The following is a 26,562-nucleotide window of genomic DNA, read 5'->3' as shown; positions in this document are numbered from 1 at the left end:
GAAGGGTGCCTACCGGTTGGCAACCACCCATGGCATATTAGAACAGGTTCTAATTGCCCGTCACAACCTGACATACAGAGGAATAGCGTGACAATCGCCACGACAGCCGAACAGATCGCCGTCTGTGACGCGATCGCAACCTGGGCACATGGTGTCCAGACCACCGAACTGGTCCGCGCGGATATCGACAAACCGGCGGATCAATGGACCGGGCTGCTCGCCCAACTCGCCGAATTCGGCGTGTTCGCGGCGGCGCTGCCCGAGGAACATGGGGGTTTCGGCGCCACCTTCACCGACGTCGCCGCGATGATCGAACAGTGCGGCCGCAGCCTCGTGCCGGGGCCGATCAGTCCCACCGTCGCAGCGGCTCTCGGGCTCTCCCGCAGCACTGACGACCGGGCCGACGGTCTGCTCGCTCGGCTCGCGGCAGGTGAAGTGGCCGCTGCGGCCCCGGCATCCGCCTTCGCGGGCGTCGGGGCAACGGAACTCCGCGACGGCCAGATCGATCTCGGATCGGTCCCCGGCTATGTCGACGGCTGCGTGTTGCTGATCCCGCTGCAGGTCGACGGTGATCGCGTGTGGCGCATCCTGCCGTCCGGGGTCGGCGTCGTCGACGTGACGCCGCAGGCGCCCGTGAGTGGCGGCGAGTCGATCTCGCGGGTTCGCGTCACGTCGGTCGAACCGTCGGAGCTCGTCACCCTCGACGACCCGGATCTCGTGGCGGGCGTGCTGTCCGCGACGCTCGCCGCCTATCAGAGCGGCGTCGCCCGGTGGGCCCTCGATACCGCGGTGGACTACGCGAAGGTGCGGACCCAGTTCGGTGCGCCGATCGGTTCGTTCCAGGCGATCAAACACATCTGCGCCGACATGCTCTGCCGGAGCGAAGAACTCACGGCGGTGGCCTGGGACCTCGCGCGCGCCGTCGACGACGTGCTCGTCAGCGCGGAACCCGAACGCGCGCATGCGCAACTCCGGATCAGCAGATGCGCTGCCGACACCATCGTCGCCGACGCCGCGGTCGCCAACGCCAAGGACTGTGTCCAGGTGCTCGGTGGGATCGGCTTCACCTTCGAGCACGACGCCCACCTCTATCTGCGATCGGCGATGACGGCGCGAGCCGCACTGGGGCAGGCCGTCGAGGCCCGTCGTCAGCTGGGTCGTCTCGGGCTCCAGGGCGCGCGGCGGGATTTCGAGATAGACCTGTCGGCCGTGGAAGAACGTCGCCCCGAGGTACGGGAGGCGGTCGCCGCGATCAAGGCCGCCGAGCCCGACAAGCGTCGTCAGGCGATGGCGGAATCCGGCTATCTGATGCCCCACTGGCCCACGCCGTACGGTCTGTCGGCCGAGCCGGCACTCCAACTCCTGATCGACGGCGAGTTCGAGCGGGCCGGGGTGGACCGCCCGGACCTGGTGATCGGTGCCTGGGCCATCCCGACGATCCTCGAACACGGCACCGACACGCAGCGGGACCGTTTCGTCGGGCCGACGCTCGCCGGCGACATCGTGTGGTGTCAGTTGTTCAGCGAACCCGAGGCCGGTTCGGATCTGGCCGCACTGCGGACCAGGGCCACCCGGGTCGATGGTGGCTGGCAGCTGCAGGGACAGAAGATCTGGACGTCTCAGGCGCACAACGCCACCTGGGGGGTCTGTCTTGCCCGGACCGATCCGGATGCGCCGAAGCACAAGGGCATCACCTATTTCGTCATCGACATGACCTCGGCGGGCATCGACATCCGGCCGCTGCGTGAACTGACCGGCCGGGCCAACTTCAACGAGGTATTCCTCGACGACGTGTTCGTCCCCGACGACTGTGTGGTCGGCGAGATCAACGGTGGGTGGCGGCTGGCACGTACGACGCTTGCCAATGAACGGGTGGCCATGGGCGGATCGGGACTGGGCAAGGAGATGGACGCCCTGCTGCGCCAGATCGTGGACATGCCCAGGACTCTCGAACCCGACGAGATGGCGACCCTCGGCGGACTCGTCGCCGAGGCGCACGTCGGGCAGGTGATCGACGCGCGTGCGGTGACCCAGCGGTTGGCCGGGCACGATCCGGGTGCGCTGTCGAGCGTGCGGAAACTGATCGGCGTCCGGCACCGCCAGGCGGTTCCGGAATTCGCCCTGGATCTTCTCGGTACGGACGCGGTGGTGGCCGGTGATGCCTCGGACGCGTTCCTCCAAAACCGGTGTCTCTCGATCGCCGGCGGGACGACGCAGATCTTGCGCACCGCAGCAGCGGAACGGATTCTCGGTTTGCCCCGCGGTTGATCCCGCCGAATATGCGATTTCGGCATCGAATTGGCAGATGGGGGCCGGTAGCGGACACAGGCGCAAACCCGTCTGATACAACTAGAACAGGTTCTAATTGTCGCAAGGAGGCAGTGGGGTGGACTTTGCCCTCGACGACACGGCGGTCGCGGTACGCGATGCCGCCGCGGAGGTTTTTGCCCGGCACCAGCCGGACTGGGAGACCAAGTTCGGTCAGCGGGGTTTCGGCCCGGAGGTGACGGGTGCGTTCGACGACGTTCTCTGGCGATCGATCGCCGACGCCGGGCTGATGGCGTTGCCGCTCCCGGCCGATCTCGACGGCGACGACGTCGCCGTGATCGATCTCTTGCCGCTGTTGCGGAAGATGGGTGAGTCCGCGGCGGTCACGCCCGCACTCGGAACGCTCACCTCGGCGCTCACGCTGCGCCACGCATCGGCGGCATCGCGCGCGGCGTGGGGCCCAACATTGCAGGGTGCGGCGTGGCATGCGGTGGCCATCGGCGAGCAGGGCGACACCCTGACGCCGACACCGCGCACCACGATCCGTGACGGTCGGCTGACCGGAACGAAGACCGGTGTGCTGCACGCGGACGGCGCCGCGGCTCTCGTGGTGTCGACCGACGGCGGCGTCGTGATGGTTTCCGCCGACAAGCCGGGCGTCACCATCTCGCGGACACCCACCTCGAGCGGGTGGGGCGAGTACACGGTGCGTTTCGACGATGTCGAGATCGATGAGGCCGATGTCCTCACCGCCGATGTCTCGGTGCTGCGCGATCGCTACCGGCTGGTGCTGTCGGCCTATGCCGACGGCCTGGTGGCCGGTGCGACCCGGCTCACCGCCGACCATGTGACCGGGCGCGAGCAGTTCGGCAAGCCGATCGCGCTCTTCCAGGCAGTGGGTCAGCAGCTCGCCGACATCTACGTGATCGAGCGCTCGATGGATCTCGCGACCACGGCGGCAGCGTGGCGGATGGCCGAAGGGCTCGACGCCACACAGGATCTCGGGATCGCGTCGTATTGGCTGGCGGCGGAGATCCCGGCGACCATGCGCACCATGACCCACCTGCACGGCGGGATCGGCGTCGACGTGACCTATCCTCTGCATCGCTACTTCTCCATTGCCAAGGATCTCGCCCGGCTGATCGGCGGTGCCGATGCCCGTCTGGACGAGGTCGCCGACGATTCCGATGCGCGGCTCGATTCGAAAGCGCAGGCAGCACATGTTCATTGATCTCACCCCGGAGCAGAAGGCGCTCCGTGCCGAGCTCCGCGAGTACTTCGCGAACCTGGTCAGCCCGGCCGATGCCGAGGCGATGCTCACCGAGCGCCACGGCGAGACGTACCGCAAGGTCATCCGGCAGATGGGCAAAGACGGTCGGCTCGGAGTCGGCTGGCCGAAAGAGTACGGCGGCAAGGGTTTCGGTGAGATCGAGCAGCAGATCTTCACCAATGAGGCGGTCCGCGCCGATGTGCCGTTGCCTGCGGTGACGCTGCAGACCGTCGGACCCACGTTGCAGGTTCACGGCACACCGGAACTGAAGGACAGGTTCCTGCCCGACATCCTCGCCGGTGAAGTGCATTTCGCCATCGGCTACACGGAGCCGGAGGCCGGCACCGATCTCGCCTCCTTGACCACGAGTGCCGTCCTCGACGGGGATCACTATGTTGTCAACGGGCAGAAGATCTTCACCACCGGTGCGCACGACGCCGACTACATCTGGCTGGCCGTCCGGACCGACAAGGAAGCCCCCAAACACAAGGGCATCTCGATTCTGATCGTCGACACCAAGGACCCCGGCTTCAGCTGGACCCCGATCATCACCGCCGACGGGGCACACCACGTGAACGCGACGTACTACAACAACGTCCGCGTGCCGGTGTCGATGCGTGTCGGCGACGAGGGCGGCGGCTGGAAGCTGATCACCACGCAGCTCAACCACGAACGCGTCATGCTCGGCCCGGCCGGCCGCATCGACGGCCTCGCGGCCCGTATCAGGGCGTGGTCCCAACAGCCCGGTTCCGATGGCACGGTGATCGCCAAGCACCCCGACGTCCGTCGCGCGCTCGCCGAGATCGAGGCCTACGCCCGGATCAACGAGTTGCTGAACTGGCAGGTCGCATCCACCGGAGAGGCGATCTCGATGGCCGATGCCGCCGCGACCAAGGTTTTCGCCACCGAGCGTCTCCAGACCATCGGCCGCCTCATCAACGAGATCGTCGGGCGCTACGGAGATTTCACCGATCCGGAGACCGCGGCGCTGGTCGACTGGTTGGACGTCCAGCAGAAGCGCAATGTGGTGATCACCTTCGGCGGTGGTGTCAACGAGGTCATGCGCGACATGATCGCGACCTCCGGACTGGGATTGCCGAGGGCGAAGCGATGAGCCGAACTGCCGGTCGAGTGGCCCCGAGGGACGAGGGGCGTATCGAGACCTCCGCCGACGAGATCCGTGCTGCCGCAGAAGCCATCAAGGCCGACGGCCGCAGCGCACCCGTCACCGGGCGTGACCCGATCAACCAGCCGATGATCAACAACTGGGTCGAGGCGATGGGGGACGAGAACCCCATCTATGTCGACGAATCGGTGGCGCGTGCGGCGGGCCATCCCGGTGTGGTCGCGCCGCCGGCCATGGCCCAGGTCTGGACGATGCGTGGCCTGCACGGCAAGCGCACCACGGACGATCCGCTCGGTCGCGCCAGCGAACTGTTGGACGACGCGGGCTACACCTCCGTCGTCGCGACCAACTGCGACACCGTCTATCACCGCTACACCGAACCCGGCGAAGAGGTCAGCCTGTCGGCCGAACTCGTCGACGTGGTCGGCCCCAAGAACACCGCGCTCGGTGAGGGATGGTTCTTCACCACCCGCAACGTGTGGTCCGTCGGGGACGAGGTGGTCGCCGAGATGTCGTTCCGCATCCTGAAGTTCCGCCCGCCGTCATCGGAGGCGGAGGCAGATGTGGCCACGACGGTTCCCGAGGATCTCGATCCGACTCGCATGCTCAAGCCGAGCGCTTCGCGAGACACCACGTTCTTCTGGGACGGCGTCGCGCAGCACGAGTTGCGGATTCAGAAAGTGGCCGACGGGACGCTGCGACATCCGCCGATCCCAGCCACCTGGAAGCCGCGCCAAGCGGACGGCCTTGTGCCGGAGACGGATTACGTGGTCTCCACGGGGCGTGGAACCGTCTACAGCTACGTCGTCCATCACGCGCCGAAGGTACCCGGCCGCCAACTGCCGTTCGTGGTGGCACTCGTCGAACTCGACGAAGGCGTCCGCATGCTGGGCGAGCTCCGCGGCATCACGCCAGATCAGGTGCGGGTGGGCCTGCCGGTCGAGGCGACATATCTCGATTTCCCGACCGACGCCGACACCGAAGCCGACTCGTGGACCCTGTACGCATTCACACCCGTCGAGGAGGGAAAGTCGTGACCGCCCTTGCACCCCAACCGGTTCAGGTGGCAGACACGTTGCCGCCGCTGACGATCGAGGCCACCCCGACGTTCGTCGTTGCGACCGCGCTGGCCACCCGCGACTTCCAGGACGTACACCACGACCGGGATCTCGCACAGGCCAAGGGTTCCAAGGACATCTTCGTCAACATCCTCACCGACACCGGTCTCGTCGAGCGCTTCGTCACCGACTGGGCGGGACCGACCGCGCGGATTCGATCGATCTCCCTGAAACTCGGTGTGCCCTGGTATGCCTACGACTCGGTTACCTTCGCCGGTGAGGTCACCGACGTCACCGACGGCGTGATCACCGTGTCGGTGACCGGGACCAATTCCCTGGGAAAGCATGTGATCTCGACGGTCACCCTCACCCACGGGCAGACCACGGAAAGGAAGTCGTGATGGCCGGGCTCTCCGGACAGGCTGCGATCGCCGGCATCGGCGCCACCGAGTTCTCCAAGGATTCCGGGCGCAGTGAGTTGCGATTGGCCGCCGAGGCCGTGTCGGCCGCCGTGGCAGATGCCGGGCTCACTCCGGCGGACGTCGACGGTCTGGTCTCCTTCACGATGGACACCAACGCCGAGATCGCTGTGGCGCGTGCGGTGGGCATCAAGGAGATGACCTACTTCTCCCGCATCCATTACGGCGGTGGTGCGGCTTGCGCGACCGTGCAACAGGCGGCGATGGCCGTTGCGACCGGAGTGGCCGACGTCGTCGTCGCCTACCGGGCCTTCAACGAACGATCCGGCCTCCGATTCGGTCAGGTCAACAGTGCCGTCGCCAATCAGGAGAACTCGTCGGGCACCGACAACGCATTCTCCTACCCGCACGGCCTGTCTACGCCGGCCGCGTTCGTCGCGATGGTCGCTCAGCGGTATATGCACGAATATGGTGCAACCAGTGAGGATTTCGGCCGAATCGCGGTGGTCGACCGCAAACATGCCGCGGTCAACCCCAACGCGTTCTTTCACGGCAAGCCGATCACGCTGGAAGACCACCAGTCCTCCCGCTACATCGCCGAGCCGTTGCACCTCCTCGACTGCTGCCAGGAATCCGACGGTGGCGTGGCCATCGTGGTGGTGTCGGCCGAGCGCGCCCGCGACCTGCCGCAAGTGCCCGCGGTGATCTCCGCGGCAGCGGCCGGAAGCGCCGACGACCAGTTCATCATGTCGAGCTACTACCGCGACGACCTCGCGGGCCTTCCGGAGATGGGCCTGGTGGGCCGGCAGTTGTGGAAGCAGTCGGGGCTCGGTCCGTCCGACATGGACATGGCCATCCTCTACGACCACTTCACTCCTTACACGCTGATGCAGCTCGAGGAGTTGGGGTTCTGTGGTCGAGGAGAGGCGAAAGACTTCGTCCGGCGCCCGGGCGCGCTCGAGGTCGGTGGCGAGCTGCCTCTGAACACCCATGGGGGACAACTCGGTGAGGCCTACATTCACGGGATGAACGGGATCGCGGAGGCGGTCCGACAGATACGTGGCGATTCGGTCAATCAGGTCGAGAACGCCGACAAGATCGTGGTCACCGCGGGTACGGGGGTCCCCACCAGCGGTCTGGTGCTCACGCGGTCTCAGGTCAACTAGGCGAGTTCAGCAAAAGGGAGAAAGACAATGAAGTTCAATCTGGCCGACGTGTTCGAGACGGTCGCCGATTCGGTGCCCGAGCGCATCGCGCTGAGCTACCAGGGGCGTCAGATCAGCTATGCCGAACTCGACGGGCTGGCCAACCAGGTCGCACATATGCTGTCGGGTGCCGGGATCGGCGCCCACGACAACGTCTCGCTGTTCCTGAAGAACAGTGTCGAGCACGTGACCAGCCTGCTGGGGTTGCTGAAGATCCGTGCCGTGCCGGTGAACATCAACTATCGCTACACAAATCCCGAACTGCAGTACATCTTCGATAACTCGGACTCGCGCGCGATCATCGTCGAGCTTCCCGAACACCAGCGCAGCGTGGCCGCGCTGTTGCCCGAGCTGCCCTCGGTCCGCACCGTTCTGGTGATCGGTGCGGTCGAGAACGAGCTGTCGGACGCCGCAGTCGATCTCCCGGGTGACCGATCCGTGGAGATCGTGTCGTTCGCCGATTCGGACACGAAGTCAACCGAACGTGACTTCGAGGCGCGCAACGGCGAGGAGCTGTACCTCCTCTACACCGGCGGCACCACGGGCTACCCCAAGGGCGTCATGTGGCAGCACGACGACTTCTTCCGGAAGCCGCTGTCGGGCGGGAACCCGTACGGCGAGGCTCGGAAAGACCTGGCCGAGATCGCCACTGCGGTCAAGGATTTCCCGTCGATCGCCTTCCTGCTTGCGGCTCCGCTGATGCATGGTGCCGCGTCGTACTCGCTGTTCACCTTCTTCACCCTCGGCGGGCGGCTCGTCATCGAGCGGGACTTCGACCCCGTCGCCATCGTGTCCGCGGTCGAGGCGGAGAAGGTTCAGATCATCCTCATCGTCGGTGATGCCATGGGAATGCCGCTCGTCGAGGAGTTCGAGCGTCGCACCGATGAGGTCGACCTGTCGTCGCTGTTCTCGGTGACGTCCGGTGGCGCGATCTGGTCGCAGCATGTGCGCGACCGCTTCTTGGCGGTGAAGTCGGATCTGGTGTTGCGCGACAACTTCGGTGCATCGGAGTCGGGCAACGACGGCGAGATCATGATGGACGACAACGGGAATCTCCGGGTGCCGCCGACCGATCGGATGATGGTGGTCGACGAGTCGCTCAACAAGATCGAGCCCGGTTCCGGCGATGTGGGCTACATCGCGCGCATCGGCAATGTCCCGCTCGGCTACTACAAGGACGAGGCGAAGACCGCGAAGACCTTCCCGACCCTGCCGGACGGCACCCGGATATCGATCCTGGGCGACATGGGCACGGTGGAGGCCGACGGCACAATCGTGTTCCTCGGTCGCGGGTCGCAGTGCATCAACACCGGCGGCGAGAAGGTGTACGCCGAAGAGGTCGAAGCCGAACTTCATGCGCATCCCGCGGTCGCCGACGCACTGGTCGTCCCGGTGCCCGACGAGCGTTACGGTCAGCGCGTGGCGGCCGTCATCCAGGTGGCCGATGGCGCGATCGAGCCGACGCTGGAAGAGATCCAGGACCATTGTCGAAAGACCCTCGCCCGCTACAAGGTTCCGCGCACCGTCGTGTTCGTCGACGAGGTCAAGCGAACCCCGGCGGGCAAGGCCGACTACCGGTGGGCCAAGAACGCCGCCGCCGACGCCAGCGAGACCGCAGGCGCCGCGACGTAGACGGTCGCCCGGGTCTCAACTCGTAACCCGCCGATCGGGTACAGAATCCCGCCGACCGGGCGCAATTCCACATCGAGCGTGCGCAATTCGTCGTCGATCGGGCACCGGATCGCGTCGACTGTGCGCAGCAGTGAGCAGCATCGACTGATTGCGCACGGTCGACGGATTTCTGTGCACGGTCGGCGTGGTTCTGTGCCCGATCGGCGGGGTCAGCTGAGTTGCAGACTGATCCACAGTGCGACGACGGCGGTGATCAGGGTGGGCGGCACCGACAACAACCCGAGCTGCAAGTAGCGCCGCGAGGGCGGCGGCAGGGCGTGACGGTGCATCACGTCGCGCCACAGCAACGTCGCCAGCGAGCCGAAGTAGGCGAGGTTGGGTCCGATGTTGACGCCCAGCAGTACCGCGAGTACCAGCGCGGGCTGATGAGCGACCAGTGGTACCAGCAGCAAGGTGGCCGGTAGGTTGTTCAGGACGTTGGCCAGCACGGCGGCCAGCGCCGCGACCGCAAGAAATGCCAACAGGCCTGTGTCAGAGGGGATCAGCTCGGCGACCGCGTCACCGAGCGGGCCCGCACGTACAGGCAGGATGACCACGCCGAGGGCCGCGACAAAGGCGAGGAACGGGATATTGGCCGCCCGGATCACGTGGATCGTGGCCGAGCGTGGGGTCGCGACCAGCAACGGCGCGGCCATCAACACCGCGCCTGCGGCCGCGACGGCGGCCAACGGGATGTCAAGGGGTTCGGCTACCACGAATCCGACCAGCAGCAGTCCGAGGCAGGTGAGCGTCCACCGTGGTGCCGGCGGGTCGTCGCGGATATCAACCGAGTCATTGCCGGTAGCGGTCGCGATAGTGGGGCGGGCCCTGAGATCCTTGCCGAAGAAGAACCGGAAGATGAGGAACTCCACCACGATCGCAGCGAGCCATGGTGCGGCCATCGTCGCGGTGAAGGACAGGAAGGTGAGTCCCGTCGCCGAGAAGGCGATGAGATTGGTCAGATTCGACACCGGCATCAGCGTCGAGGCGCTGTTGGCCAGGTGAGCGGTGGCCATGCTGACCGGTGTCACCCGTGCGCCGACGCGGCGGGCAGCGGCGACGGCGAGCGGTGTCAGCAGCACGATGGTCGCATCCAGGCTCAGAATGGCTGTGACCACGGCGGCCACCGCGAACACGATGCGCAACAGTCGGTTCGGCGACCCGCGGCTCCGGCGTGACATGAGCGCGCCCACCCAGGCGAACACACCGGTCCGGGCACAGACATCGGCGACGACCAACATCGCCGCGAGAAAGGCGATCGTCGGCGCCATGAACTCGAGTTCGTCCGCGGCGCTCGACCATGACGCGAGCCCTGTCGCGACCACCAGAACTGCGGCGGGCACCGCGACGACGGCCGGGGGAGCCCGACGGGCGGTCATGGTGAACGCGATGACCGCGACGAGCAGCGCGATCGACACCCCCGCGCCGAACAGGTTGTCGGCCGAGATCATGGGCGAGCCGGCGGCATTCAGCCGCCTGGCCGCGTGTCGACGGTATCGGCGTCGGAGTCAGTGTCCGCGGGGGCGGCACCGTCGGCGTCCGCGAGGCCGGGATCGTCGGTGGCGTCGGGAGATTCCTCGACGATGCGCATCGGCGTCAGCCAGAACAGCAGTAATGAACTGGCGACGATCAATGATCCGAGCACGATGTAGGCCTGGCTCAGGGGACCCATGAATGCCTCGCGGGCCCCGTCGAGGATGCGGGCGGCGAGTGGGCCCGCCTGATCGGCGAGACGGTCGGCGACGGCGCTGGCCTCGGCGAGGGACCGGCGAATGGTGTCGGCCGCGACATCGGCCTGCGCGACCAGTGCCTGCCCGCCGGCAGCGTCACCGGCAGCGATTCTTTGCTGTCCGGCCTCGACCATCTGGTCGCGGGTCGCGTCGGCCACTGGGCCGATCCGCGACGACCAGCCCGCTGCCACGATGCTTCCCGCCAACGCGATCCCGATGGCCGCGCCGACTTCGCGAGACGTGTCGTTGACCGCGGACCCGATGCCCTGGTTGTCCAGGGGAGTGTTCGACATGATCGCGGTGGTCGACGTCGCGTTCGCCAGCCCGATACCGCTGGCGAAGATCCCGAGAATCCATGCGACCGACAGATAGTCGTCGTAGTCGATGGCCCCCATGAGGATGATGCCGACCCCGGAGAGCAGCACGCCGCCGCTGATGAAGTACTTCACCATGTGAAAGCGGACAGCGGCCCAGTTGCCGACCAGCGAAAAGATGCCGACGCCCACGACGAAAGGAAGCAGGGCAAGAGCGGACTTGAGTGGCGAGTATCCGAACACCAATTGGAGTTGCTGCAACAGCAGATAGAACATGCCGAAGGAGCCGAGGAACTGTATGGCCACCGACAGGGATCCCGACCCGAAAGCGCGGTTGGTAAACAGGCGGATGTCGAGCAGCGGCGACTCCCGTCGCAACTCGATGATGCAGAACACCCCGACGAGCAGGATGCCTCCGACGAGGCAGACCAGAACGACCGGATCATCCCAACCGCGATGCGGCGCTTCGAGTAAGCCGAACACGATGGCCGTCACGGCCAGCACCGAGGACATGGTGCCGAGATAGTCGAATGCGCCGGGATTGCGGTCTCGTGAGGTGCCGATGGTGAAGCACAACGCCGCCGATATCACCGACGACGCGGCGAAGGTTATGAAGATCGAGTGCCACGAGAAGAATTCGAGCAAGACGCCGGTCACCAGGAAGCCTGCGATGGCGCCACCACCTGCGACAGCGGCCCAGATGCTGACAGCCATCGCGCGCCGCGACTCCGGCACGCCGGAGGTGATCAACGAGAGGGTGGTCGGCATGATGAGCGCGGCAGCAGCACCGGCAAGGCAGCGAGTCGCGATCAACTCGGTGGGGCTGCTCACCCAGATGGCGATCAGGGATGCGATGCCGAAGATCACGAGACCCACGATCAGCACGCCCCGGCGGCCGAATCGATCACCGACGGCGCCGGCGGGCAACAACAGTGCGGCCAGCGCAAGGGTGTATCCGTCGACGATCCAGGTCATCTGTCCGGCGTCCGCGCCGACGTCGATGGCGATGGCGGGGAGCGCGGTGTTCAGCGCGGCCATCGCCGCGACGACCATGCTCACCGCAGCGCACGCGATCAAGATCAGCCACGCAGACCGGAGGTCGTCTCGACTCATCTTCGGGCGCATCGCCTCACCTCATCAGATCCCTGGCCGCGGTGTTGCTGTTTCGTAATCGAGACACGCGGTGTCGGCGACGTCAACCTGAGCGCAACATGTGACACATTTATCACTGCAGTAACAAATCCCGGCGATGGTCGGCCGTTCGGTCGATGGTGACCCGGACAACCGAAAGTGGGAGATCATGGCGCCATCCCGTGTCGCCTCTTCACAAGGTACCGACTACTCGCCTGTGCGCGTGCACGTATGGCGTGTGCTGTCGATGGTGGCGGCGTTGGTCGCGGTGGTCGTCGGCCTGCTCGTCATCGTCACATCTGCCGCCTGACACGATAACGCGCGCCGCCGAGGAGTTCTCGGCGACGCGCGCGTGGTTGGTCGAATCAGCCTGCGTGCTTCTCGATTGCGGTGCCCACACGAGGGAGCGCTGCAAGGACATAGCCTTTGGCCTTGCCTCGCAACGAGTTGTATGCCTTGGCGAGCGACGGCTTCGCGGTCGCGGCCTGATCATCGGTGACCGTCAACAGCGCCTCGGCGGCAGCATCGCCATTGGCGACGAGATGATCGCCGAAAGCGACCCCGCCCGGCTTCGAGTCCCACAGGGGGGCAAGTGCCGACAGGAAGTCCGGGAGCATCTTGTCGGTCGCCGACGCGGTGACGCCGGGCTTGACCTTCTGGGCGGCCGCGTAGGCCGTCTTCACCGCGGCGCCGCCGAGTCCCTTCTGGTCCGACACCTCGGCGTCGATCACCTCGACAAGGTCGGCGACCACGGCGGGGCGATCGTTGTCGAGCAGGGACTGCAGCGAATCACTCATGAGTTCTCCTCGCGGATGCCCGGCGGCCGGGCAAAGTCGACGGCGGTTGTCCGCGTCGAGATTACTGCCCGGCCGACCAGGTTGGGGTCACACGCACCGCGCTGTGGCGCAGACCACTCGAACTCCTCGATCAGTACTTCTCGGACTGCCCTCCGTCGATGGGGATGACGGTCGCATTGATGAACGACGACTCGTCGGAGAGCAGGAAGGCGACCAGGTTGCCGACCTCCTCGGGGCGACCGAAACGCTTCATCGGGTTGACGCTCACGAACTGTCGGCCCGCCTCTTCCCAGTTCTCCGGGTCCAGCTGCTTGAGTGAACCCTCGACCATCGGGGTCATGATCGCTCCCGGCGCGATGGCCTTGACGGACACGCCGTACTGGCCGTATTCGATGCCAGAGTTGCGGGTCAGGCCGACCACGCCGTGCTTGGCGGCCGCGTATCCCGACTGGTTGCCGACGCCGCGGATACCGCCGACCGATGCCGTGTTCACGACACTGCCCGATCCCTGCTCCTTCATGACCGCGAGCACGTGCTTGAGCCCGAGGAACACTCCGCGCAGGTTGATCGAGAGGACCTTGTCGAACTCGTCGGTTCCGAAGTCCTGGGTGAGATCCTGCTTTCCCTCGATGCCGGCGTTGTTGAAGAAGGCATCGATGCGACCGAAGGTCTCGACGGTCCGGTCAACGTAGCCCTTGACCGCATCTTCGTCGGCGACGTCGGCGACGATCTGGATCACCTTCGCGTCGGAGGCGATGTCGGCGATGGCGTCGGCGGTCCCGGCGAGGCCCTGCTCGCTGACGTCCACCAGAGCCAGGGACGCCCCTTCGCCGGCGACCTGAGTGGCGGCGGCCCTGCCGAGCCCCGAACCTGCGCCGGTGATGAGCACTACCTTGTCGCTGAATCGAGCAGTCATGGTGCGAACCTCTTTCGTGAAAGGCCGGCCCGTCCCATTGGCGGGTCGTACACTCCTAATAACGAGACTGGTCGTTCCGTTATTCCGGAAGCGGGATGAGGAAGCATGGTGAGATGGTCGACGGCGAGGTTTTGCGAGGGCGAGGTCGACCACGCGACGAGCGGCTCGACGAGAAGATCCTGGATGCCACCCGGGGCCTCATCGACGAGGTCGGTTATCACCAGACCACGATGGACGCCATCGCCGCCCGTGCGGGCGTGGGCAAGGCATCGCTGTATCGACGTTGGCCGACGAAGGCCGCGGTCATCACCGACGCCTTCGCCGCTGACCTCGCCGCGCCGCCGGCTCCTGACACGGGTTCGGTCGCCGGGGACGCCCTGAGCCATCTCCGCGACCTCAGGCACACCCTGACGTTGTTGGGCGGGCCGTCCGTGGTCGCCGGAGCGCTCGCCGAGCGCGGCGAGGCCGGGCAGCTCGAATTGCGCGAGCTCCTTCGCGCGTGGAAGGAGCCAGGAGCGGAGATCCTGCGGCGGGGGATCACACGATCGGAATTACCTGCCGTCCTGCCGATCGACGTCATCGTCGACGGCTGGGCGGGATACCTGCTCTATCGGGTCGTATTCGTCCGCGAGGTGCCGTCCGACGACGATCTGCGTGGGCTCGTCGGGCTGTTGCCCGCGGGATGATCTCGATACGACTTCCTCGCTACGCTCGTCGTCTACTCGATCAGCGGTGAACTACCGACCGCGGGTCGGTGGTGACCTGCCGGTCAGCGGGGAGTGCCTACCGCGGGTCGGCGGTGGCCTGCCGATCAGCGGGGAGTACCCACCCCGGTCGGTGGTGGCCTGCCGGTCAGCGGGGAGTGCCCACCGCCGGTCGAGTAGCCGGCGAGCGAAGCGAGTCGGCGTATCGAGACCTCGTGTTACCGAAGGCCTCTCGTACCGTCAGCGCGCGACGGTGAGGACCACGTTCGCGAGTGCAGGCGCGCCGTCGCGGTCGGCCACGGTCGCCGTGACGAGCAGCTGTTCGCCCTCGTCCCAGACGTTCACGTCCAGCGTCTCACCGGGGAACACAACACCGGCGAAGGATGCCGAGTACTCGCGGACCGCGGTGACGTCGCCGCCGAGGACAGCATCCGTGACCGCGCGACAGACCGAGCCGTAGGTGCAGCGGCCATGCAGGATCGGGCGCGGGAAGCCGGCATTCGCGGCGAACTCCGGGTCCGAGTGCAACGGATTACGGTCACCGCACAGCCGGTAGAGCAGCGCCTGCTGCGGCAGTGTCGGCACCGACAGACGATGGTCGGGCTCGCGATCCGGGTAGGCCACCTTGGCGGACGCGCCGCGTTCGCCGCCGAAGCCGCCCTCGCCCTTGGCGAAGATCGACCACTGGGTGGTCCACAGAGGACCAGCGTCGTCGGAGGTCGCTGCCTCCAGGATGACGACGGCCGCCGAGCCCTTGTCCTGGACTTCGACGATCCGCGTTCGGCTCGTCGCCTTGCCGGTCGCCGGCACCGGTCGGTGTGCGGTGATCTTCTCGCTCCCGTGCACCACCTTCGCGAGATCGATGTCGATGCCGGGAAAGTTCACCGTCGGCGGCTCGGTCATGTGGAACGACGCGGCGACAGCGGCGAACGTCGGCAGAACCTTCGGCGCGACGTCGTCGATGTAGGCGAGCCCGGCGGTGTCCATCGGGTCGGCCGCTGCGCCGACGGCAAGGTGATACAGCGCGACGTCAGAGGCCGACCATTCGAACGAGACCTCGCCGAGATCGGCGCCGACGGCTACGGATGGATCGATGGGCACGGTGATCAGGCTCCTGTGGTGCTCGTGGACGGTGCGGCGGTCTGCGCTTTCGCCGCGGCATCGAGGGCCGCGAGATATCCGAAGACCAAGGCCGGGCCGATGGTGGCGCCGGGGCCGGCGTAGGTGTGGCCCATCACCGGTGCGCTGGTGTTGCCCGCGGCGTAGAGGCCGTCGATCACGGAGCCGTCGGCCCGCAGTGCGCGACCGGACGCGTCGGTGTCGATGCCGCCCTTGGTACCGAGGTCGCCGGGAACCATCTTGGCCGCATAGAACGGCGCCTTGGCCACGGCGCCGAGGCTCGGGTTCGGTTTGTTGGTGATGTCGCCGTAGTAGTGGTCGTAGCCGCTCTTGCCGCGTCCGAAGTCGGCGTCCACACCTGACCGTGCGAAGCCGTTGAACCGCTCGGTGGTCGCCGCGAGGGCGTCCGCCGGCAGGCCGGTCTTCTCGGCGAGTTCGGCGATGGTGTCGGCCTTGACCACCACACCCGACTCAAGCCACTTCTTCGGAAGCGGTTGGCGCGCGTTGATTCCCGCGAACAGATAGCGGTTGCGGCAGTTCTGGTCGAAGATCAGCCACGACGGCACATTGGTGCCGGGCCCCTCGCCCTGACCGAACTCGCCGCCGTACATCTGATGCACCGCCTCCACGTACGGCAACGATTCGTTCATGAATCGCTGTCCCTGCTCGTTGACGATGAAGGTGCCGGGAACGGACCGTTCCGACAGCGCGAACCACGGACCGCGGGGCAGCGGGATCGTCGGGCCCCACCAGGCGTCGTCCATCAGTGAGACCGCAGCACCGATCTTCTGTCCCGCACTGATGCCGTCACCGGTGTTGGAAGGTGCGCCGGTGGTCCAGTCCGAACCGATCGGCTCCCGCTGGTACTTGCGCCGCATCTCGGCATTGTTCTCGAAGCCGCCGCACGCCAGGATCACGCCGTGCCGAGCGTGGATGGGGAAGGTCGCGCCGTCGGACTCGGCGACCACACCGACCACGCGGCCGTCCTCGGTCAGCAGATCGGTGAGACCGGTGTTGAGACGGAGCGGAACTCCGAGCTGACGGACCCCGAGCAGGAGTTCGGCCGCGAGTGCGGCGCCCATCGCGATGAGCTTCTTGCCACGCGAGCGGGCCCAGAAGAACCGGCTGCCGACCTTGGCCATCCGGAGCGGACCCCGCCAGTGCCGGAGACCGGTGTTGAGCCAGCGGTAATCCGACTGCAGGACCACCATGTTCAGCGGCGCCTTGGTGTACTGCGGATGCAGGGTCTTGAGGTCGTCGCCGAGTTTGCGGGCGTCGAACGGGCGTGGCTCGACGGACCGACCGCCGAGGCGGCCGCCAGGGGCCTCGGGGTAGTAGTCGGAGTAGTTCTTCACCCATTCGAGGTCGAGCGGGGCGTTCTTCATGAGGAAGTCCAGCGCCTCGGGCCCACGGTCGATGTAGGCGTCGATGCGCTCGGCGGGTGCGTGTTCGCCGATGATCGCGTGCACATACTCGCGGGCCTTGTCGGTGGTGTCGTCGACACCGTCCCGCTTCAGCACCGAGTTGTTCGGGATCCAGACACCACCGCCCGAGCGTGAGGTCGAGCCACCCCAGTACGGGGACTTCTCGATGATGACGGTCTTCAGGCCGCTCGCGGCGGCCGTGATGGCCGCGCTCAAGCCGGCCGCCCCGGCACCGACGACGATGACGTCGTACGTCTCGCTCTTTGTGGATTGTGCCGTGGTGGTCTGTTCTGCAGGATCGGTCGCGCCGGCCATGGAAGTCCCTTCGTGCGCCGCGGGGTGCAACAAGTTCTTGTTCTGAATTAGAACACGTTGCAGAAATGGTACGCCAGAGGAGGCCCGTAACTCCGGGTCAGTTCGAGCTGCCGCCGTCGAGCGATCCGAACAGCGGAGGGAGCCCGCCACGGCGCAACATCTTCGCCCGGAGGGCCTTCACGGTCACCGCGTCGACGCCCAGTCCGCGATCCAGGAAGCGGTCGAACGAGCCATACGACCGGCGGATCTGGTCGAACGACGCCGCGAGGAAATCTCTCTGGACGCCGAGGACCGGGGTGAACAGCGCGGGGTCGGTCACCAGACCGCGGTCGACGAGGTATTTCATCTGCGCTTGGTTGCTCGCGGCGAGGCGAGAGTTCGATGCGAGGTAATCCTGGAAGACGGTCCGCTCGGGTACGCCGAGGGCGGTCAGCAGGACAGCCGAGATGAGACCGGTCCGGTCCTTACCCGACGTGCAGTGAAAGAGGAGCGGTGTGGAGGACGTGGCGATGTCACGCAGGGTCGAGCCGACCTGGCGGCGGGCGGCCGCGTCCGTGATCATCCAGCGGTAGTAGTCCTGCATCATCCGCGCTGCCTTGCCCCCGCCGAGGGCCTGCTGCTGGGCCGCCGGGCCACTTCCGATGATCCGGTTGACCGTCAGATAGAAATCGTTGTCGGGATCCCAGATCGGCCGCTTGGTGTATCGGACCGGCGGGAGACTGTCAGGGCTCGCGGCGACCTCGTTGGGTGACCGGACGTCGACGATGTCGGTGATGCCCAGTGCGACGAGCTTCTGCTTGTCCGCATCGGTCAACGTGTTGAGTGCATTGCTGCGATAGACGAAGCCGGTGCGGACGGTGGAACCGTCCCGAGTCGCGTAGCCGCCGACATCACGCGCATTGGCTGCCGAGATCCCGATGCTCGCGCCGGCGACCGGAGCCGCGGATGCCGACGGTGCGGACTCCGGAATCGTGGCGATCCCGACGGACGTCAGGCAGATGCTGACGGCCGCAACGGCGAGGCGGATGCCGTTCCGCCGGCGAATCGTGGTCAACACAGGATTGTTCCCTCTTTCTCGAGTGGATTGTCGATCAGAATCTGATGCGGGCGAAATCACCGTTCGGACGGGCCTGGCACGCCAGGACGTAGCCGGCTTCGAGGTCGTCCTCGTCGAGCACGCCGGTGTCGGTCATCGTCACGTCGCCGTCGACGACGACACACGCGCACGTGCCGCATTGCCCTTCGCGGCAGGAGAAGGGGACGTCGACCCCGTGGGCGAGCATCGCTTCCACCAGGTTCTGCGATCGCGGCCAGTCGATGGTGTGGGTGTCTCCGTCGGTATCGACCTGCGCGGTCGTCGTGGCGAGGGCATCGGACTCCGCGGCCGGTTCCGGTGCGTGTGGTTCCGATGCGCGCTGGGCGAAGGGGTCGCCGCGAAGAGATGCGAAGACCTCGGCGTGCACCCGTGACCGCGGTACGCCGAGACTCGCCATCGCGTCCCGCACGGTCGCCATGAATCCCGCGGGACCGCAAATGTACGAGTGTCGGTCGGCGAACGGTTCGGCCAACCGCGCGAGTTGGTCGGCGGTTGGGCGCTCCCGGACGGATTCGAGCCAATGGATCACGACCAGACGATTCGGGTGCCGGGCGGCGAGTACGCGCAGTTGTTCGTCGAAGATGATCGAGTCGGCGTCGTTGTTGGCGTAGACGAGGGCAACCTGCCCACTCCCGGTCGCGAGAGTGGACTTGAGGATCGAGAACAGCGGGGTGATGCCGCTCCCGGCCCCCCAGAGGAGGAGATCCTCGTCGGCCGACGCCGGCGTGAAGACGCCGGAGGGCGGGAGCAGGTCGACGATGTCTCCTTCGGACACGTTGTCGCACAACCAGTTGGAGCCATAACCGTCCGCAGTGCGTTTGATCGTGACCATAAGCTCGGCGTCGCTGACCGGGCAGCTGGCGAGTGAATAGCAGCGCGCCACCGACCCTGTCGTATCGCTCGGGATGCGCAAGGTCAGGAATTGCCCGGGACGATAGGTGAAGTCGTGCGTGCGGTCGGCGGGCACCTCGAACACGATGGACTTCGCGTGCCGGGTCTCGTCGATGACGCGTGAGACGCGGGCCGACGCGGGACGCGGTGGGGCCACGCGCGCGGCAACCGTCGTCATAGGAACCTCCTTCGTTGCGATGACGTCATGGTGTGCGGTGGGTCGGCCCCGCGGAGTGGCGGATTCTGTTGTCCGGGAGAGATCTCGGCGGTGGCCCGCTGAGTGGGAGACAGATGGTTCCAGCGCGATCACCTGACCTTATGGTCGCGGCCATGCACAGGTGTTTCGGGAGAACGAGATGAACCGCATGAGCGATCAGGTCGTCCTGGTCACCGGCGCGGCCAAGGGGATGGGGCGAAGCCACTGCGTGCGGCTTGCCGAGGAGGGTGCGAGTGTCATCGCGGTCGACCTAGAGGCGTCGGTCGACGATCTGGCCGGCACGCTGCGCGAGGTCGACTGGGTGGGCGGGCGCTGCGTCACCGCTTGTGCCGACATCCGTGACTTCGAGAGCCTCGCCGCTGCTGTGCGCGCAGGCGTCGACGAACTCGGTCGCCTCGATGCCGTGGTCGCCAACGCCGGTGTCTACCCGGAGGCCCGCCCATCGTGGGAGATCGACGACGACGACTGGCGACGGGTCGTCGACATCAATCTGACCGGTGCGTGGCACACGGTGAAGGCGACGGTGCCCCTGATGGAAAGGGGCGGGTCGGTGGTGATCATCGGATCGACCAACGGGCTCAAGGGGATGGCGGGAACCGCGCATTACTGCGCGAGCAAGCACGGCGTCGTCGGGCTGACCCAGACATTGGCGAACGAACTCGGCCCGAACGGTATCCGGGTGAACGCTGTCCACCCGGGATCGGTGGGTACGTCGATGATCCTCAATGAACAGGTCTTCGCGAAGCTGCGCCCCGACCTCGAAGCACCCGCCGAAGACGACGCAGCAGTCGCGCTCGCCTCCCGCAACCTGCTCGGCGTGCCGTGGGTCAGCCCCGTCGACGTCAGCAACGCCGTGCTGTTCCTGTTGTCCGCGGAGGCGCGTTACGTCACCGGGACGAATGTCGTCGTCGATGCCGGCCTCGTGGCGAAGGTCTCGTGATGGGCCGCGTGGCAGGGCGCGTGGCTCTGGTGACCGGTGCGGCACGCGGCATCGGGCGAGCGCAGGTGTTGCGCTTCGCCGAGGAGGGCGCCGACATCATCGCCCTCGACATCTGCCAGTCCGTGGAGACGACAGTGACGCCGCCATCGACCTCCGAGGACCTCGACGAGGTGACGTTGCTTGCCGAGAAGCTGGGCTCACGGGTGATCTCCGCAGTTGTCGACGTCCGTGACGGCACATTCCTCCGCGCCACCGTCGACGCTGCTGTCGCTGATCTCGGTGGTCTCGACATCGTCTGCGCCACAGCGGGTATCACATCGAAGGGTGCGGCGGTCGGACTCTCCGACGACGCGTGGAACACGATGATCGACGTCAATCTCACGGGAGTGTGGCAGACCTGCAAGGCGACCGCGCCGCATCTCATTGAACAGGGCGGTGGTGCGATGATCCTGACCAGCTCCATCGCCGGGCTGCGCGGACTGTCCGGAGTTGCCCACTACGTGTCGGCCAAACACGGCGTTGTCGGCCTGATGCGGTCGCTGGCACATGAGCTGGCGCCGCACGGCATTCGCGTGAACTCTGTACATCCAACCAACGTCGACACGCCGATGATCCAGAACCCGATGGTCCGCAAGGCGTTCCGGCCGGATCTGGAGAACCCCACCCGTGAGGAGTTCGCCGCGGCGGCCCAGACGATGAACATGCTGCCGGTCCCGTGGATCGAGCCGGTCGACATCGCGAACGCCGCACTGTTCCTCGCCTCGGACGAGGCGCGATACATCACCGCGGTCACGCTGCCCGTGGATGCGGGGTCGACGCAACGCTGACAACCGGACTCGATTCCGACCGACGACGTGGGCCCGTGTGGAGCGGGACCACGTCGTCGTGTGCGTCGGTGGCTGTGAGATCCGCAATATGGTTGCAGTGCAGAATATTTCGTGACTAGCCTTGCCGGATAATCTGTCCCGGACAGCGGGAGCCTCGGCTGGTGCAGGCAGTTCGGCGCCGGTGTGATGTGACTGGCACCACATCCTGTGGTCGTCGATCACTTCGTACCGGCCCGAGGTCTGTGGGTCGGTGTCCATGGAAGGTATGCGATGCCTGTACAACCCACTCCGAGCGAGGGCTCGAGCGTCACGCCTGGCGCGGCGACATCCGACGACCAGCGGGTCTGGACGCCCCGGCTCGTGCTCGGTCTCGTGTCCATCGTGCTGTTGCTGGAGGTCCTGGCGATCAGCTATCTGATGATCTCGACGGCACTGCCGTTCATCGTCACCCATTACCAGACAACGCAGGGGGCCTGGCTGCTCACGGCATTCCTGCTCACCGGCGCCGTCACCGCGCCCGTCATCGGCCGCCTCTCGGACATGTTCGGTAAACGTCGACTCCTGCTCGTCTGTGTCGCGTTGGCTGCGGCCGGGTGCCTGTTGTCGGCGATCGCGCCCTCGTACGGCGTGATGATCGCCGGCCGTGCACTGGCCGGGTTCCTCGTCCCGTGCCTATTCCTCGGTTATTCTCTGATCCGAGATGTGTTCCCGCCGAAGGCCGTCGCGCTGGCGGTCAGCATTGCGACAACCGGGATGGGCCTGGTGGCGGTGCCGGCGCCGTTCCTCACCGGCTGGCTGATCGACGACTTCGGATTCCGCAGTATCTTCTGGTTTCTCTTCGCCGTCGTGGTCGCGATCGGGTTCGCGATTCTCGTCACCGTCGACGAGTCGCCGCTGAGGGTGCGGACAACCGTCGATCTGGTGGGCGCGGTGCTGCTCGGGGCAGGTCTCGCCGGGGTGCTGATCGGCGTCAGTTTCGGGCCGTCCTGGGGCTGGACCGCATCATCGACTCTCACCTATCTTCTCGGCGGGGTTGCGTTGCTCATAGCGTGGCTGGTGTCGGCGAGAACGGTTGCCGCGCCTCTGGTGGATCTGGATGTGCTGCGTCGTCGTCCGGTGTATCTCACGACCATCAGCGCTGGTGTCGCGTACGGGATCTCCGGGCTGTTCGCGGTGCTGCTGCCGATGATGGTGATGGTTCCCGGCATGCTGGGCCTCGGGTACGGCTGGGGTCTGTCGGCCGAGGACTTCGCGCTGTTCCAGCTTCCGATGGTGATCGCGATCGTGACCGGCGGACTCCTCGTCGGTGTGTTGGTGAGTCGCGGTCTCGCTCCCCGGCTGCTCATGCTCGCAGGCCTCTCGCTGATGGCGCTCGGCATGCTCGTGGTGGCGTTCAACCATTCGGAGAAGTCGACGATCATCCTTGGAGCGGTGATCCTCGGTCTGGGGCAGGGTATGTCGTATGCGGCCGTGCCGAACCTGGTGATCGAGGCCGTGTCGCCCACGCTGCAGGCCAGTACGGCCAGCATCGTCGCCGTGAGCCAGAGCATCTTCCCGGCGGTGCTGTCGGTGGTCGCGTTCACCGTGCTGAACAATTCGCATGTCGCGATGGTTGCGGAAGGAGCCACGTTCTATGACTCGGACGGATTCAAGGTGGCCTTCGTGATCGGTGCGATCGTCTCGGTGGTGGGCGCGCTGACAGCGCTGGCCATGCCACGGCGAGCGAGTGATGAAATCATCGAGACCACTGGGGTTCTCGGCGCCGCCTGATCGGCGACGACGCCCATACGGTGTCGCGTATCGCGCACCACTCAGTTCGGGGTCGGAAGACCCTGATCTGGGTGGCCGTCGGGTACGCGACACCGTAAGGTGACGCCCGATTCTCACACTATTGAGTTCTCAAGGGACAGATGCGGTCCCGGCCGGGACCAGGTGCGTGGGAAGTCATGTGAATCGTCGCGTCGGATGGTGGGTTCTCGCTGCACCGTTTCGTTCCCGCTGCTTCGACCGAAGGAGCGTGTTCGGAATGGAGGAGCGACAACGGGTCAGGTGGCGGGGATCGGCCGGGTCAGGCGGCCGAAGGCAGGTTGTCGAAACTCAGTGTGCGTCGGTTGTGAGCCGGTATCGGTTGCCGTTTGGGGTCTAAGGCGGCCGGTGGTATCAGCCAGGGGTGTTTGTCGAATCCCATCACCACGTCCCAGCCGTTGTGGTGAACGTCGGCGTGACAGGACGGGCAGAGTAAACAACCGTTTTCCAGGCAGGTTTCGCCACCGTCGGCCCAGTGACGCAGATGGTGCGCATGCGCACGGGATGCCGGCGCACCGCATTTGATGCAGCACTTGTCGCGCTCATGCAGGGCTCTTCGTATCGGCGGCGGGAACAGTCGTTTCTCCCGGCTGATGTCGAGGGGCACCTTTTCCCCGTCCACGATCATGGTGGTGATGGTGCCGTCGCACGTGAGGGTGTACAGGGTGGCTTCGGTGATCGAGCCCATGAACTCCAACTGCGCCTGTGCGGGTCTCTGCGCCGGCACGGTGATCAATGTTTGAGTCCGCGGTGCGGATGCGGTGTCGGTGCCGCGGGCGGCGATGTCGAGCAGTGTCTCCAGTGCATCGGCTTGGCGGCGCTCAGTCGACCGCGCATCCGGTGACCCGTTGGGTTCCGGCCGGGGTTTGGCGAGTTCTTCGATGGCGGCATGGAACTTTTCGCCGACTTCGACGTTGAGGTCGGCACGCACTTCCAGGCGACCATCGGTATCAATGGATTTCGACAGGGTATTCAGATTACGGTCTTCGGCCGCGGGAACTCCGCCCGTGTCGTCGGCCTGCTGATTACCCAGTGCACGAGCACGTTTGGCGATCTGGGCGGGTGTGGCTCCAGAGAAGAACTGGCCGAGGAGATCTGTCACAAAGGTCAGACGCGTCGCGTCGTCGATCGGTTCCGCAGACCGCGAAGCAGTATGCGCCACCCCTTTGACGATGGCGTCGACGTGTTCACCGGAGATCGCACCGTCGATGGCATGTGCGTGCAGTGTCGGCAACGATGACGAAGCCGCGGCGACGCGTTGTAGCCGGGCGGCGAATGCGGGGGCGAGGCCCATGACTATCAGTAGTTCGGTCATCTTGCGGCCGTGGTCTTTGGCGACCCCGAGGCGGTCGAGGTGGCCGGCCACGGTCGCCATGCGGTGTTCGAGCAGGTTGCGCATCACGATGAGCGCTCTCATGGTGTCGAATGCCGACGGCTTCGTCAGATTCGAAACGTCGTCGAAGTGCAGGTCGCGCACCGAATCGACAACGGTATTGACTGTGGTCATGAGTTCCCCCGAAGTTCTCATGCCATTCAAGGTATTCGAACGTATGTTCGACGTCAAGGGGTTTCTTGAAGATAGTGCAGAAGATTTTCCGGGGTTGGGTGCGGGGATCTCGATACGAGCTCGGCTGGCGCCTCGCTCTACTCGATCGGCGGGGGATGGCGAGCTCGGCTGGCGCCTCGCTCTACTCGATCGGCGGAGGATGCGAGCTCGGCGGAGGATGCGAGCTCGGCGGGGATGGCGAGCTCGGCGAGGGGACGGCGAGCTCAGTTGGGTGACGAGTCTTGGCACGTGTCCCAGGAGTGTGGCGTTGTCAACGCCTTTCGGCCGCAGCGGCGCCGGCGCGTCGGCCGAAGAAGGTGCCGTCGCCCAGTGAGGTGCCACTGATGTAGCCCCAGGAGTGCAGGCCCGACGTCGCGCGCCCGGCCGCGAAGAGCCCTGGTATCGCCTCTCCGTCGAGATCCAGGACCGCCCCGTCGACTGTGGTGCACACGCCACCGAGGGTGAAGACCTCTGCTCCGCCGCCACCGGCGGCACCGTATTCCGGTGGGGCGATGCCCTTGCGGACGTCGATGGCGGCGAATGGAGCCTGCAATGGCCGCAACCACCGGGCGGACTTGTGGAAGTAGGGATCGATGCCCTCGCCGGCATACCGGTTGTATTCGGCCACGGTGTTCTGTAGGGCTCCGTCAGGCATGCCGATCTCGCGTTCGAGCTCCGAGACGGACTCGGCGACGAAATGAGGTACCACGCCCCATCTCTCGTCCTCCGGGACCTCCTCGTACCCCTTCTCGTCGAGAATCACCCAGACCCGTAAGCCATGCTTGAACAGAGCGGCCTGACCGACGAGGCCGGGATACACGTCCTCGTTGATGAAGCGCTGGCCCAGTTCGTTCACGATCATCCCGCGGACCATCATCCCGGGGATCAACGAAATGCCGACCTGGCCGGCCGACATGTGCTGGATCGCGGCACCGGCGGCTTGTGCCATCCGGATACCGCGACCGTCGTCGCCGCCGTCGCTGTTCACGCCCAGACCGACCAGCTGTGGAGCGTGCTGAGCGACCATCTCGGTGTTGTCGGCAAACCCGCCGGTCGTGATCACAACCCCGCCCCGCGCCCGGTAGGTGACGGCCTCGCCGAAATGGCGCGCGGATACGCCGACGACGCGGTTGTTCTCGACGATGAGCCGTTGGACCGCGGTATCGGTGTGGACGGCAACATCCGATGCCGCGATCGCGTCACCCAGCACGGCCATCAGAACCTTGCCGCCGAAGCCGTCGGACGTGACGCGGTGGCCGCGGGGTACAGGCGTCGCGAGATCGCAGAAGGGATGGGCGTTCTCTCCCATCCACATAAGGCCGTCGTCGGTCGGCGGGACCCAGGTGGGTGAGTCCCACAGCGAGGGCTTGAACGGAACACCCTGTGCGACCAGCCATTCGTAGTGCTCGACACTCCCGCGGCAGTAACGTCGGACCTTGTCGGCGTCGGCGTCCGGGCCGAGGGCCGCGAGCAGGAACTTCTCCATCTCCGCAGGCGTATCCGTGAATCCGCACGCCTGCTGGATTCCTGTGCCGCCGCCCAGATAGATCTCGCCGCCGGACAACGCGGCCGATCCACCTCCACCGCTCTGCCGCTCGAGAAGGATCGTGTCGGCGCCGGCAGCGTCCGCCTCGAGAGCGGCAGCCGCTCCGGCACAGCCGAATCCGATCACCAGCACGTCGGTTTGGTAGGTGAACTGGTCGATTTCGGACGCTGCGAGCGGTCGGACGGATCTGGGCGTGCTGGTCATGCCTGGCCTCCTGTGGGTGACT

At 66.1% G+C, this 26,562-nt stretch carries 22 protein-coding genes; 12 read left to right on the top strand and 10 right to left on the bottom strand.

Annotated features, from left to right (window positions below):
• Positions 1–87: 87 nt before the first annotated feature.
• The 7 genes from ACPXCG_RS05460 to ACPXCG_RS05430 all read left to right on the top strand — a co-directional run bounded on the left by ACPXCG_RS05460 (position 88) and on the right by ACPXCG_RS05430 (position 8,978).
• Positions 88–2,268 (top strand): acyl-CoA dehydrogenase family protein, encoded by a 2,181-nt coding sequence (locus ACPXCG_RS05460; RefSeq protein WP_425789833.1) that lies wholly within the window; start codon positions 88–90, stop codon positions 2,266–2,268.
• A gap of 118 nt (positions 2,269–2,386) precedes the next feature.
• The gene (locus ACPXCG_RS05455) at positions 2,387–3,499 is read left to right on the top strand and encodes an acyl-CoA dehydrogenase family protein (protein WP_425789831.1); all 1,113 of its coding nucleotides are present in this window, start codon (positions 2,387–2,389) and stop codon (positions 3,497–3,499) included.
• On the top strand, positions 3,489–4,652 hold the full coding sequence (locus tag ACPXCG_RS05450; protein ID WP_425789829.1) for an acyl-CoA dehydrogenase family protein: 1,164 nt from the start codon (positions 3,489–3,491) through the stop codon (positions 4,650–4,652). Before ACPXCG_RS05455 ends, ACPXCG_RS05450 begins: the two co-directional genes overlap by 11 nt.
• The gene (locus tag ACPXCG_RS05445; RefSeq protein ID WP_425789827.1) at positions 4,649–5,701 is read left to right on the top strand and encodes a bifunctional MaoC family dehydratase N-terminal/OB-fold nucleic acid binding domain-containing protein; all 1,053 of its coding nucleotides are present in this window, start codon (positions 4,649–4,651) and stop codon (positions 5,699–5,701) included. Before ACPXCG_RS05450 ends, ACPXCG_RS05445 begins: the two co-directional genes overlap by 4 nt.
• On the top strand, positions 5,698–6,123 hold the full coding sequence (locus ACPXCG_RS05440; RefSeq protein ID WP_425789826.1) for a MaoC family dehydratase: 426 nt from the start codon (positions 5,698–5,700) through the stop codon (positions 6,121–6,123). Before ACPXCG_RS05445 ends, ACPXCG_RS05440 begins: the two co-directional genes overlap by 4 nt.
• Positions 6,123–7,307 carry a lipid-transfer protein gene (locus ACPXCG_RS05435; RefSeq protein ID WP_425789824.1) on the top strand — a complete coding sequence of 395 codons (1,185 nt, stop codon included), beginning with the start codon at positions 6,123–6,125 and terminating at the stop codon, positions 7,305–7,307. Before ACPXCG_RS05440 ends, ACPXCG_RS05435 begins: the two co-directional genes overlap by 1 nt.
• A 27-nt stretch (positions 7,308–7,334) precedes the next feature.
• Entirely contained in the window at positions 7,335–8,978 is a 1,644-nt protein-coding gene (locus ACPXCG_RS05430; RefSeq protein WP_425789822.1) for an acyl-CoA synthetase, read from the top strand.
• A gap of 209 nt (positions 8,979–9,187) precedes the next feature.
• Here the strand turns inward: ACPXCG_RS05430 and ACPXCG_RS05425 are convergent, their stop codons facing one another.
• The gene (locus ACPXCG_RS05425; protein WP_425789821.1) at positions 9,188–10,468 is read right to left on the bottom strand and encodes an SLC13 family permease; all 1,281 of its coding nucleotides are present in this window, start codon (positions 10,466–10,468) and stop codon (positions 9,188–9,190) included.
• Between the two features lie 17 nt (positions 10,469–10,485).
• Complete coding sequence (locus ACPXCG_RS05420) at positions 10,486–12,186, bottom strand: MFS transporter (protein WP_425789819.1); 1,701 nt, start codon at positions 12,184–12,186, stop codon at positions 10,486–10,488.
• A gap of 175 nt (positions 12,187–12,361) precedes the next feature.
• Between ACPXCG_RS05420 and ACPXCG_RS05415 the strand changes: the two genes are divergently transcribed.
• Positions 12,362–12,502 (top strand): hypothetical protein, encoded by a 141-nt coding sequence (locus tag ACPXCG_RS05415; protein ID WP_425789817.1) that lies wholly within the window; start codon positions 12,362–12,364, stop codon positions 12,500–12,502.
• A gap of 55 nt (positions 12,503–12,557) precedes the next feature.
• On the opposite strand, the gene ACPXCG_RS05410 is transcribed toward ACPXCG_RS05415, so the two are convergent.
• Together ACPXCG_RS05410 and ACPXCG_RS05405 are read right to left on the bottom strand one after the other, a co-directional pair.
• Positions 12,558–12,989: a DUF6918 family protein gene (locus tag ACPXCG_RS05410; protein ID WP_425789815.1), complete on the bottom strand. Its 432-nt coding sequence runs from the start codon at positions 12,987–12,989 to the stop codon at positions 12,558–12,560.
• Positions 12,990–13,119: 130 nt separating this feature from the next.
• Positions 13,120–13,905, bottom strand: coding sequence for an SDR family oxidoreductase (locus tag ACPXCG_RS05405; protein ID WP_425789813.1), 786 nt, complete (start codon positions 13,903–13,905; stop codon positions 13,120–13,122).
• A gap of 95 nt (positions 13,906–14,000) precedes the next feature.
• Between ACPXCG_RS05405 and ACPXCG_RS05400 the strand changes: the two genes are divergently transcribed.
• Positions 14,001–14,591 (top strand): TetR/AcrR family transcriptional regulator, encoded by a 591-nt coding sequence (locus tag ACPXCG_RS05400; protein ID WP_425789811.1) that lies wholly within the window; start codon positions 14,001–14,003, stop codon positions 14,589–14,591.
• A gap of 258 nt (positions 14,592–14,849) precedes the next feature.
• Here ACPXCG_RS05400 and ACPXCG_RS05395 read toward each other — a convergent pair whose 3' ends face one another.
• From ACPXCG_RS05395 to ACPXCG_RS05380, 4 genes are all read right to left on the bottom strand, one after another.
• Positions 14,850–15,710: a MaoC/PaaZ C-terminal domain-containing protein gene (locus ACPXCG_RS05395; RefSeq protein ID WP_425789809.1), complete on the bottom strand. Its 861-nt coding sequence runs from the start codon at positions 15,708–15,710 to the stop codon at positions 14,850–14,852.
• Positions 15,711–15,715: 5 nt separating this feature from the next.
• The gene (kstD, locus tag ACPXCG_RS05390; protein ID WP_425789807.1) at positions 15,716–17,467 is read right to left on the bottom strand and encodes a 3-oxosteroid 1-dehydrogenase; all 1,752 of its coding nucleotides are present in this window, start codon (positions 17,465–17,467) and stop codon (positions 15,716–15,718) included.
• 97 nt (positions 17,468–17,564) lie between these two features.
• On the bottom strand, positions 17,565–18,521 hold the full coding sequence (locus tag ACPXCG_RS05385) for a tyrosine-protein phosphatase (protein ID WP_425789805.1): 957 nt from the start codon (positions 18,519–18,521) through the stop codon (positions 17,565–17,567).
• A gap of 37 nt (positions 18,522–18,558) precedes the next feature.
• The gene (locus ACPXCG_RS05380) at positions 18,559–19,632 is read right to left on the bottom strand and encodes a 2Fe-2S iron-sulfur cluster-binding protein (RefSeq protein ID WP_425789803.1); all 1,074 of its coding nucleotides are present in this window, start codon (positions 19,630–19,632) and stop codon (positions 18,559–18,561) included.
• A 178-nt stretch (positions 19,633–19,810) separates the two neighbouring features.
• On the opposite strand from ACPXCG_RS05380, the gene ACPXCG_RS05375 reads away from it, so the two are divergent.
• The 3 genes from ACPXCG_RS05375 (at position 19,811) to ACPXCG_RS05365 (ending at position 23,208) form a co-directional block, all read left to right on the top strand.
• Positions 19,811–20,611 (top strand): mycofactocin-coupled SDR family oxidoreductase, encoded by an 801-nt coding sequence (locus ACPXCG_RS05375; protein WP_425789801.1) that lies wholly within the window; start codon positions 19,811–19,813, stop codon positions 20,609–20,611.
• Complete coding sequence (locus ACPXCG_RS05370) at positions 20,611–21,438, top strand: mycofactocin-coupled SDR family oxidoreductase (protein ID WP_425789799.1); 828 nt, start codon at positions 20,611–20,613, stop codon at positions 21,436–21,438. Before ACPXCG_RS05375 ends, ACPXCG_RS05370 begins: the two co-directional genes overlap by 1 nt.
• 270 nt (positions 21,439–21,708) lie before the next feature.
• Positions 21,709–23,208, top strand: a complete 1,500-nt coding sequence (locus ACPXCG_RS05365; RefSeq protein ID WP_425789797.1) for an MFS transporter — start codon at positions 21,709–21,711, stop codon at positions 23,206–23,208.
• 298 nt (positions 23,209–23,506) lie between these two features.
• On the opposite strand, the gene ACPXCG_RS05360 is transcribed toward ACPXCG_RS05365, so the two are convergent.
• Positions 23,507–24,619, bottom strand: a complete 1,113-nt coding sequence (locus ACPXCG_RS05360; RefSeq protein WP_425789796.1) for a DUF222 domain-containing protein — start codon at positions 24,617–24,619, stop codon at positions 23,507–23,509.
• Between the two features lie 442 nt (positions 24,620–25,061).
• Positions 25,062–26,540: an FAD-dependent oxidoreductase gene (locus ACPXCG_RS05355; RefSeq protein WP_425789794.1), complete on the bottom strand. Its 1,479-nt coding sequence runs from the start codon at positions 26,538–26,540 to the stop codon at positions 25,062–25,064.
• Between the last annotated feature and the right edge of the window lie 22 nt (positions 26,541–26,562).

Origin of the sequence: Gordonia sp. DT218 (assembly GCF_049847105.1) — a bacterium.
In the GTDB taxonomy this organism is placed as follows: domain Bacteria; phylum Actinomycetota; class Actinomycetes; order Mycobacteriales; family Mycobacteriaceae; genus Gordonia.
This window is presented reverse-complemented; position numbering and strand designations above follow the sequence as displayed.

Excerpts from the sequence above, each read along its gene's own strand:
- ACPXCG_RS05450 (WP_425789829.1), top strand. The coding sequence starts at position 3,489 with ATGTTCATTGATCTCACCCCGGAGCAGAAGGCGCTCCGTGCCGAGCTC.
- ACPXCG_RS05445 (WP_425789827.1), top strand. The coding sequence starts at position 4,649 with ATGAGCCGAACTGCCGGTCGAGTGGCCCCGAGGGACGAGGGGCGTATC.
- ACPXCG_RS05435 (WP_425789824.1), top strand. The coding sequence starts at position 6,123 with ATGGCCGGGCTCTCCGGACAGGCTGCGATCGCCGGCATCGGCGCCACC.
- ACPXCG_RS05430 (WP_425789822.1), top strand. The coding sequence starts at position 7,335 with ATGAAGTTCAATCTGGCCGACGTGTTCGAGACGGTCGCCGATTCGGTG.
- ACPXCG_RS05425 (WP_425789821.1), bottom strand. The coding sequence starts at position 10,468 with ATGATCTCGGCCGACAACCTGTTCGGCGCGGGGGTGTCGATCGCGCTG.
- ACPXCG_RS05420 (WP_425789819.1), bottom strand. The coding sequence starts at position 12,186 with ATGCGCCCGAAGATGAGTCGAGACGACCTCCGGTCTGCGTGGCTGATC.
- ACPXCG_RS05415 (WP_425789817.1), top strand. The coding sequence starts at position 12,362 with ATGGCGCCATCCCGTGTCGCCTCTTCACAAGGTACCGACTACTCGCCT.
- ACPXCG_RS05410 (WP_425789815.1), bottom strand. The coding sequence starts at position 12,989 with ATGAGTGATTCGCTGCAGTCCCTGCTCGACAACGATCGCCCCGCCGTG.
- ACPXCG_RS05405 (WP_425789813.1), bottom strand. The coding sequence starts at position 13,905 with ATGACTGCTCGATTCAGCGACAAGGTAGTGCTCATCACCGGCGCAGGT.
- ACPXCG_RS05400 (WP_425789811.1), top strand. The coding sequence starts at position 14,001 with ATGAGGAAGCATGGTGAGATGGTCGACGGCGAGGTTTTGCGAGGGCGA.
- kstD (WP_425789807.1), bottom strand. The coding sequence starts at position 17,467 with ATGGCCGGCGCGACCGATCCTGCAGAACAGACCACCACGGCACAATCC.
- ACPXCG_RS05380 (WP_425789803.1), bottom strand. The coding sequence starts at position 19,632 with ATGACGACGGTTGCCGCGCGCGTGGCCCCACCGCGTCCCGCGTCGGCC.
- ACPXCG_RS05375 (WP_425789801.1), top strand. The coding sequence starts at position 19,811 with ATGAACCGCATGAGCGATCAGGTCGTCCTGGTCACCGGCGCGGCCAAG.
- ACPXCG_RS05370 (WP_425789799.1), top strand. The coding sequence starts at position 20,611 with ATGGGCCGCGTGGCAGGGCGCGTGGCTCTGGTGACCGGTGCGGCACGC.
- ACPXCG_RS05365 (WP_425789797.1), top strand. The coding sequence starts at position 21,709 with ATGCCTGTACAACCCACTCCGAGCGAGGGCTCGAGCGTCACGCCTGGC.
- ACPXCG_RS05360 (WP_425789796.1), bottom strand. The coding sequence starts at position 24,619 with ATGGCGACCGTGGCCGGCCACCTCGACCGCCTCGGGGTCGCCAAAGAC.
- ACPXCG_RS05355 (WP_425789794.1), bottom strand. The coding sequence starts at position 26,540 with ATGACCAGCACGCCCAGATCCGTCCGACCGCTCGCAGCGTCCGAAATC.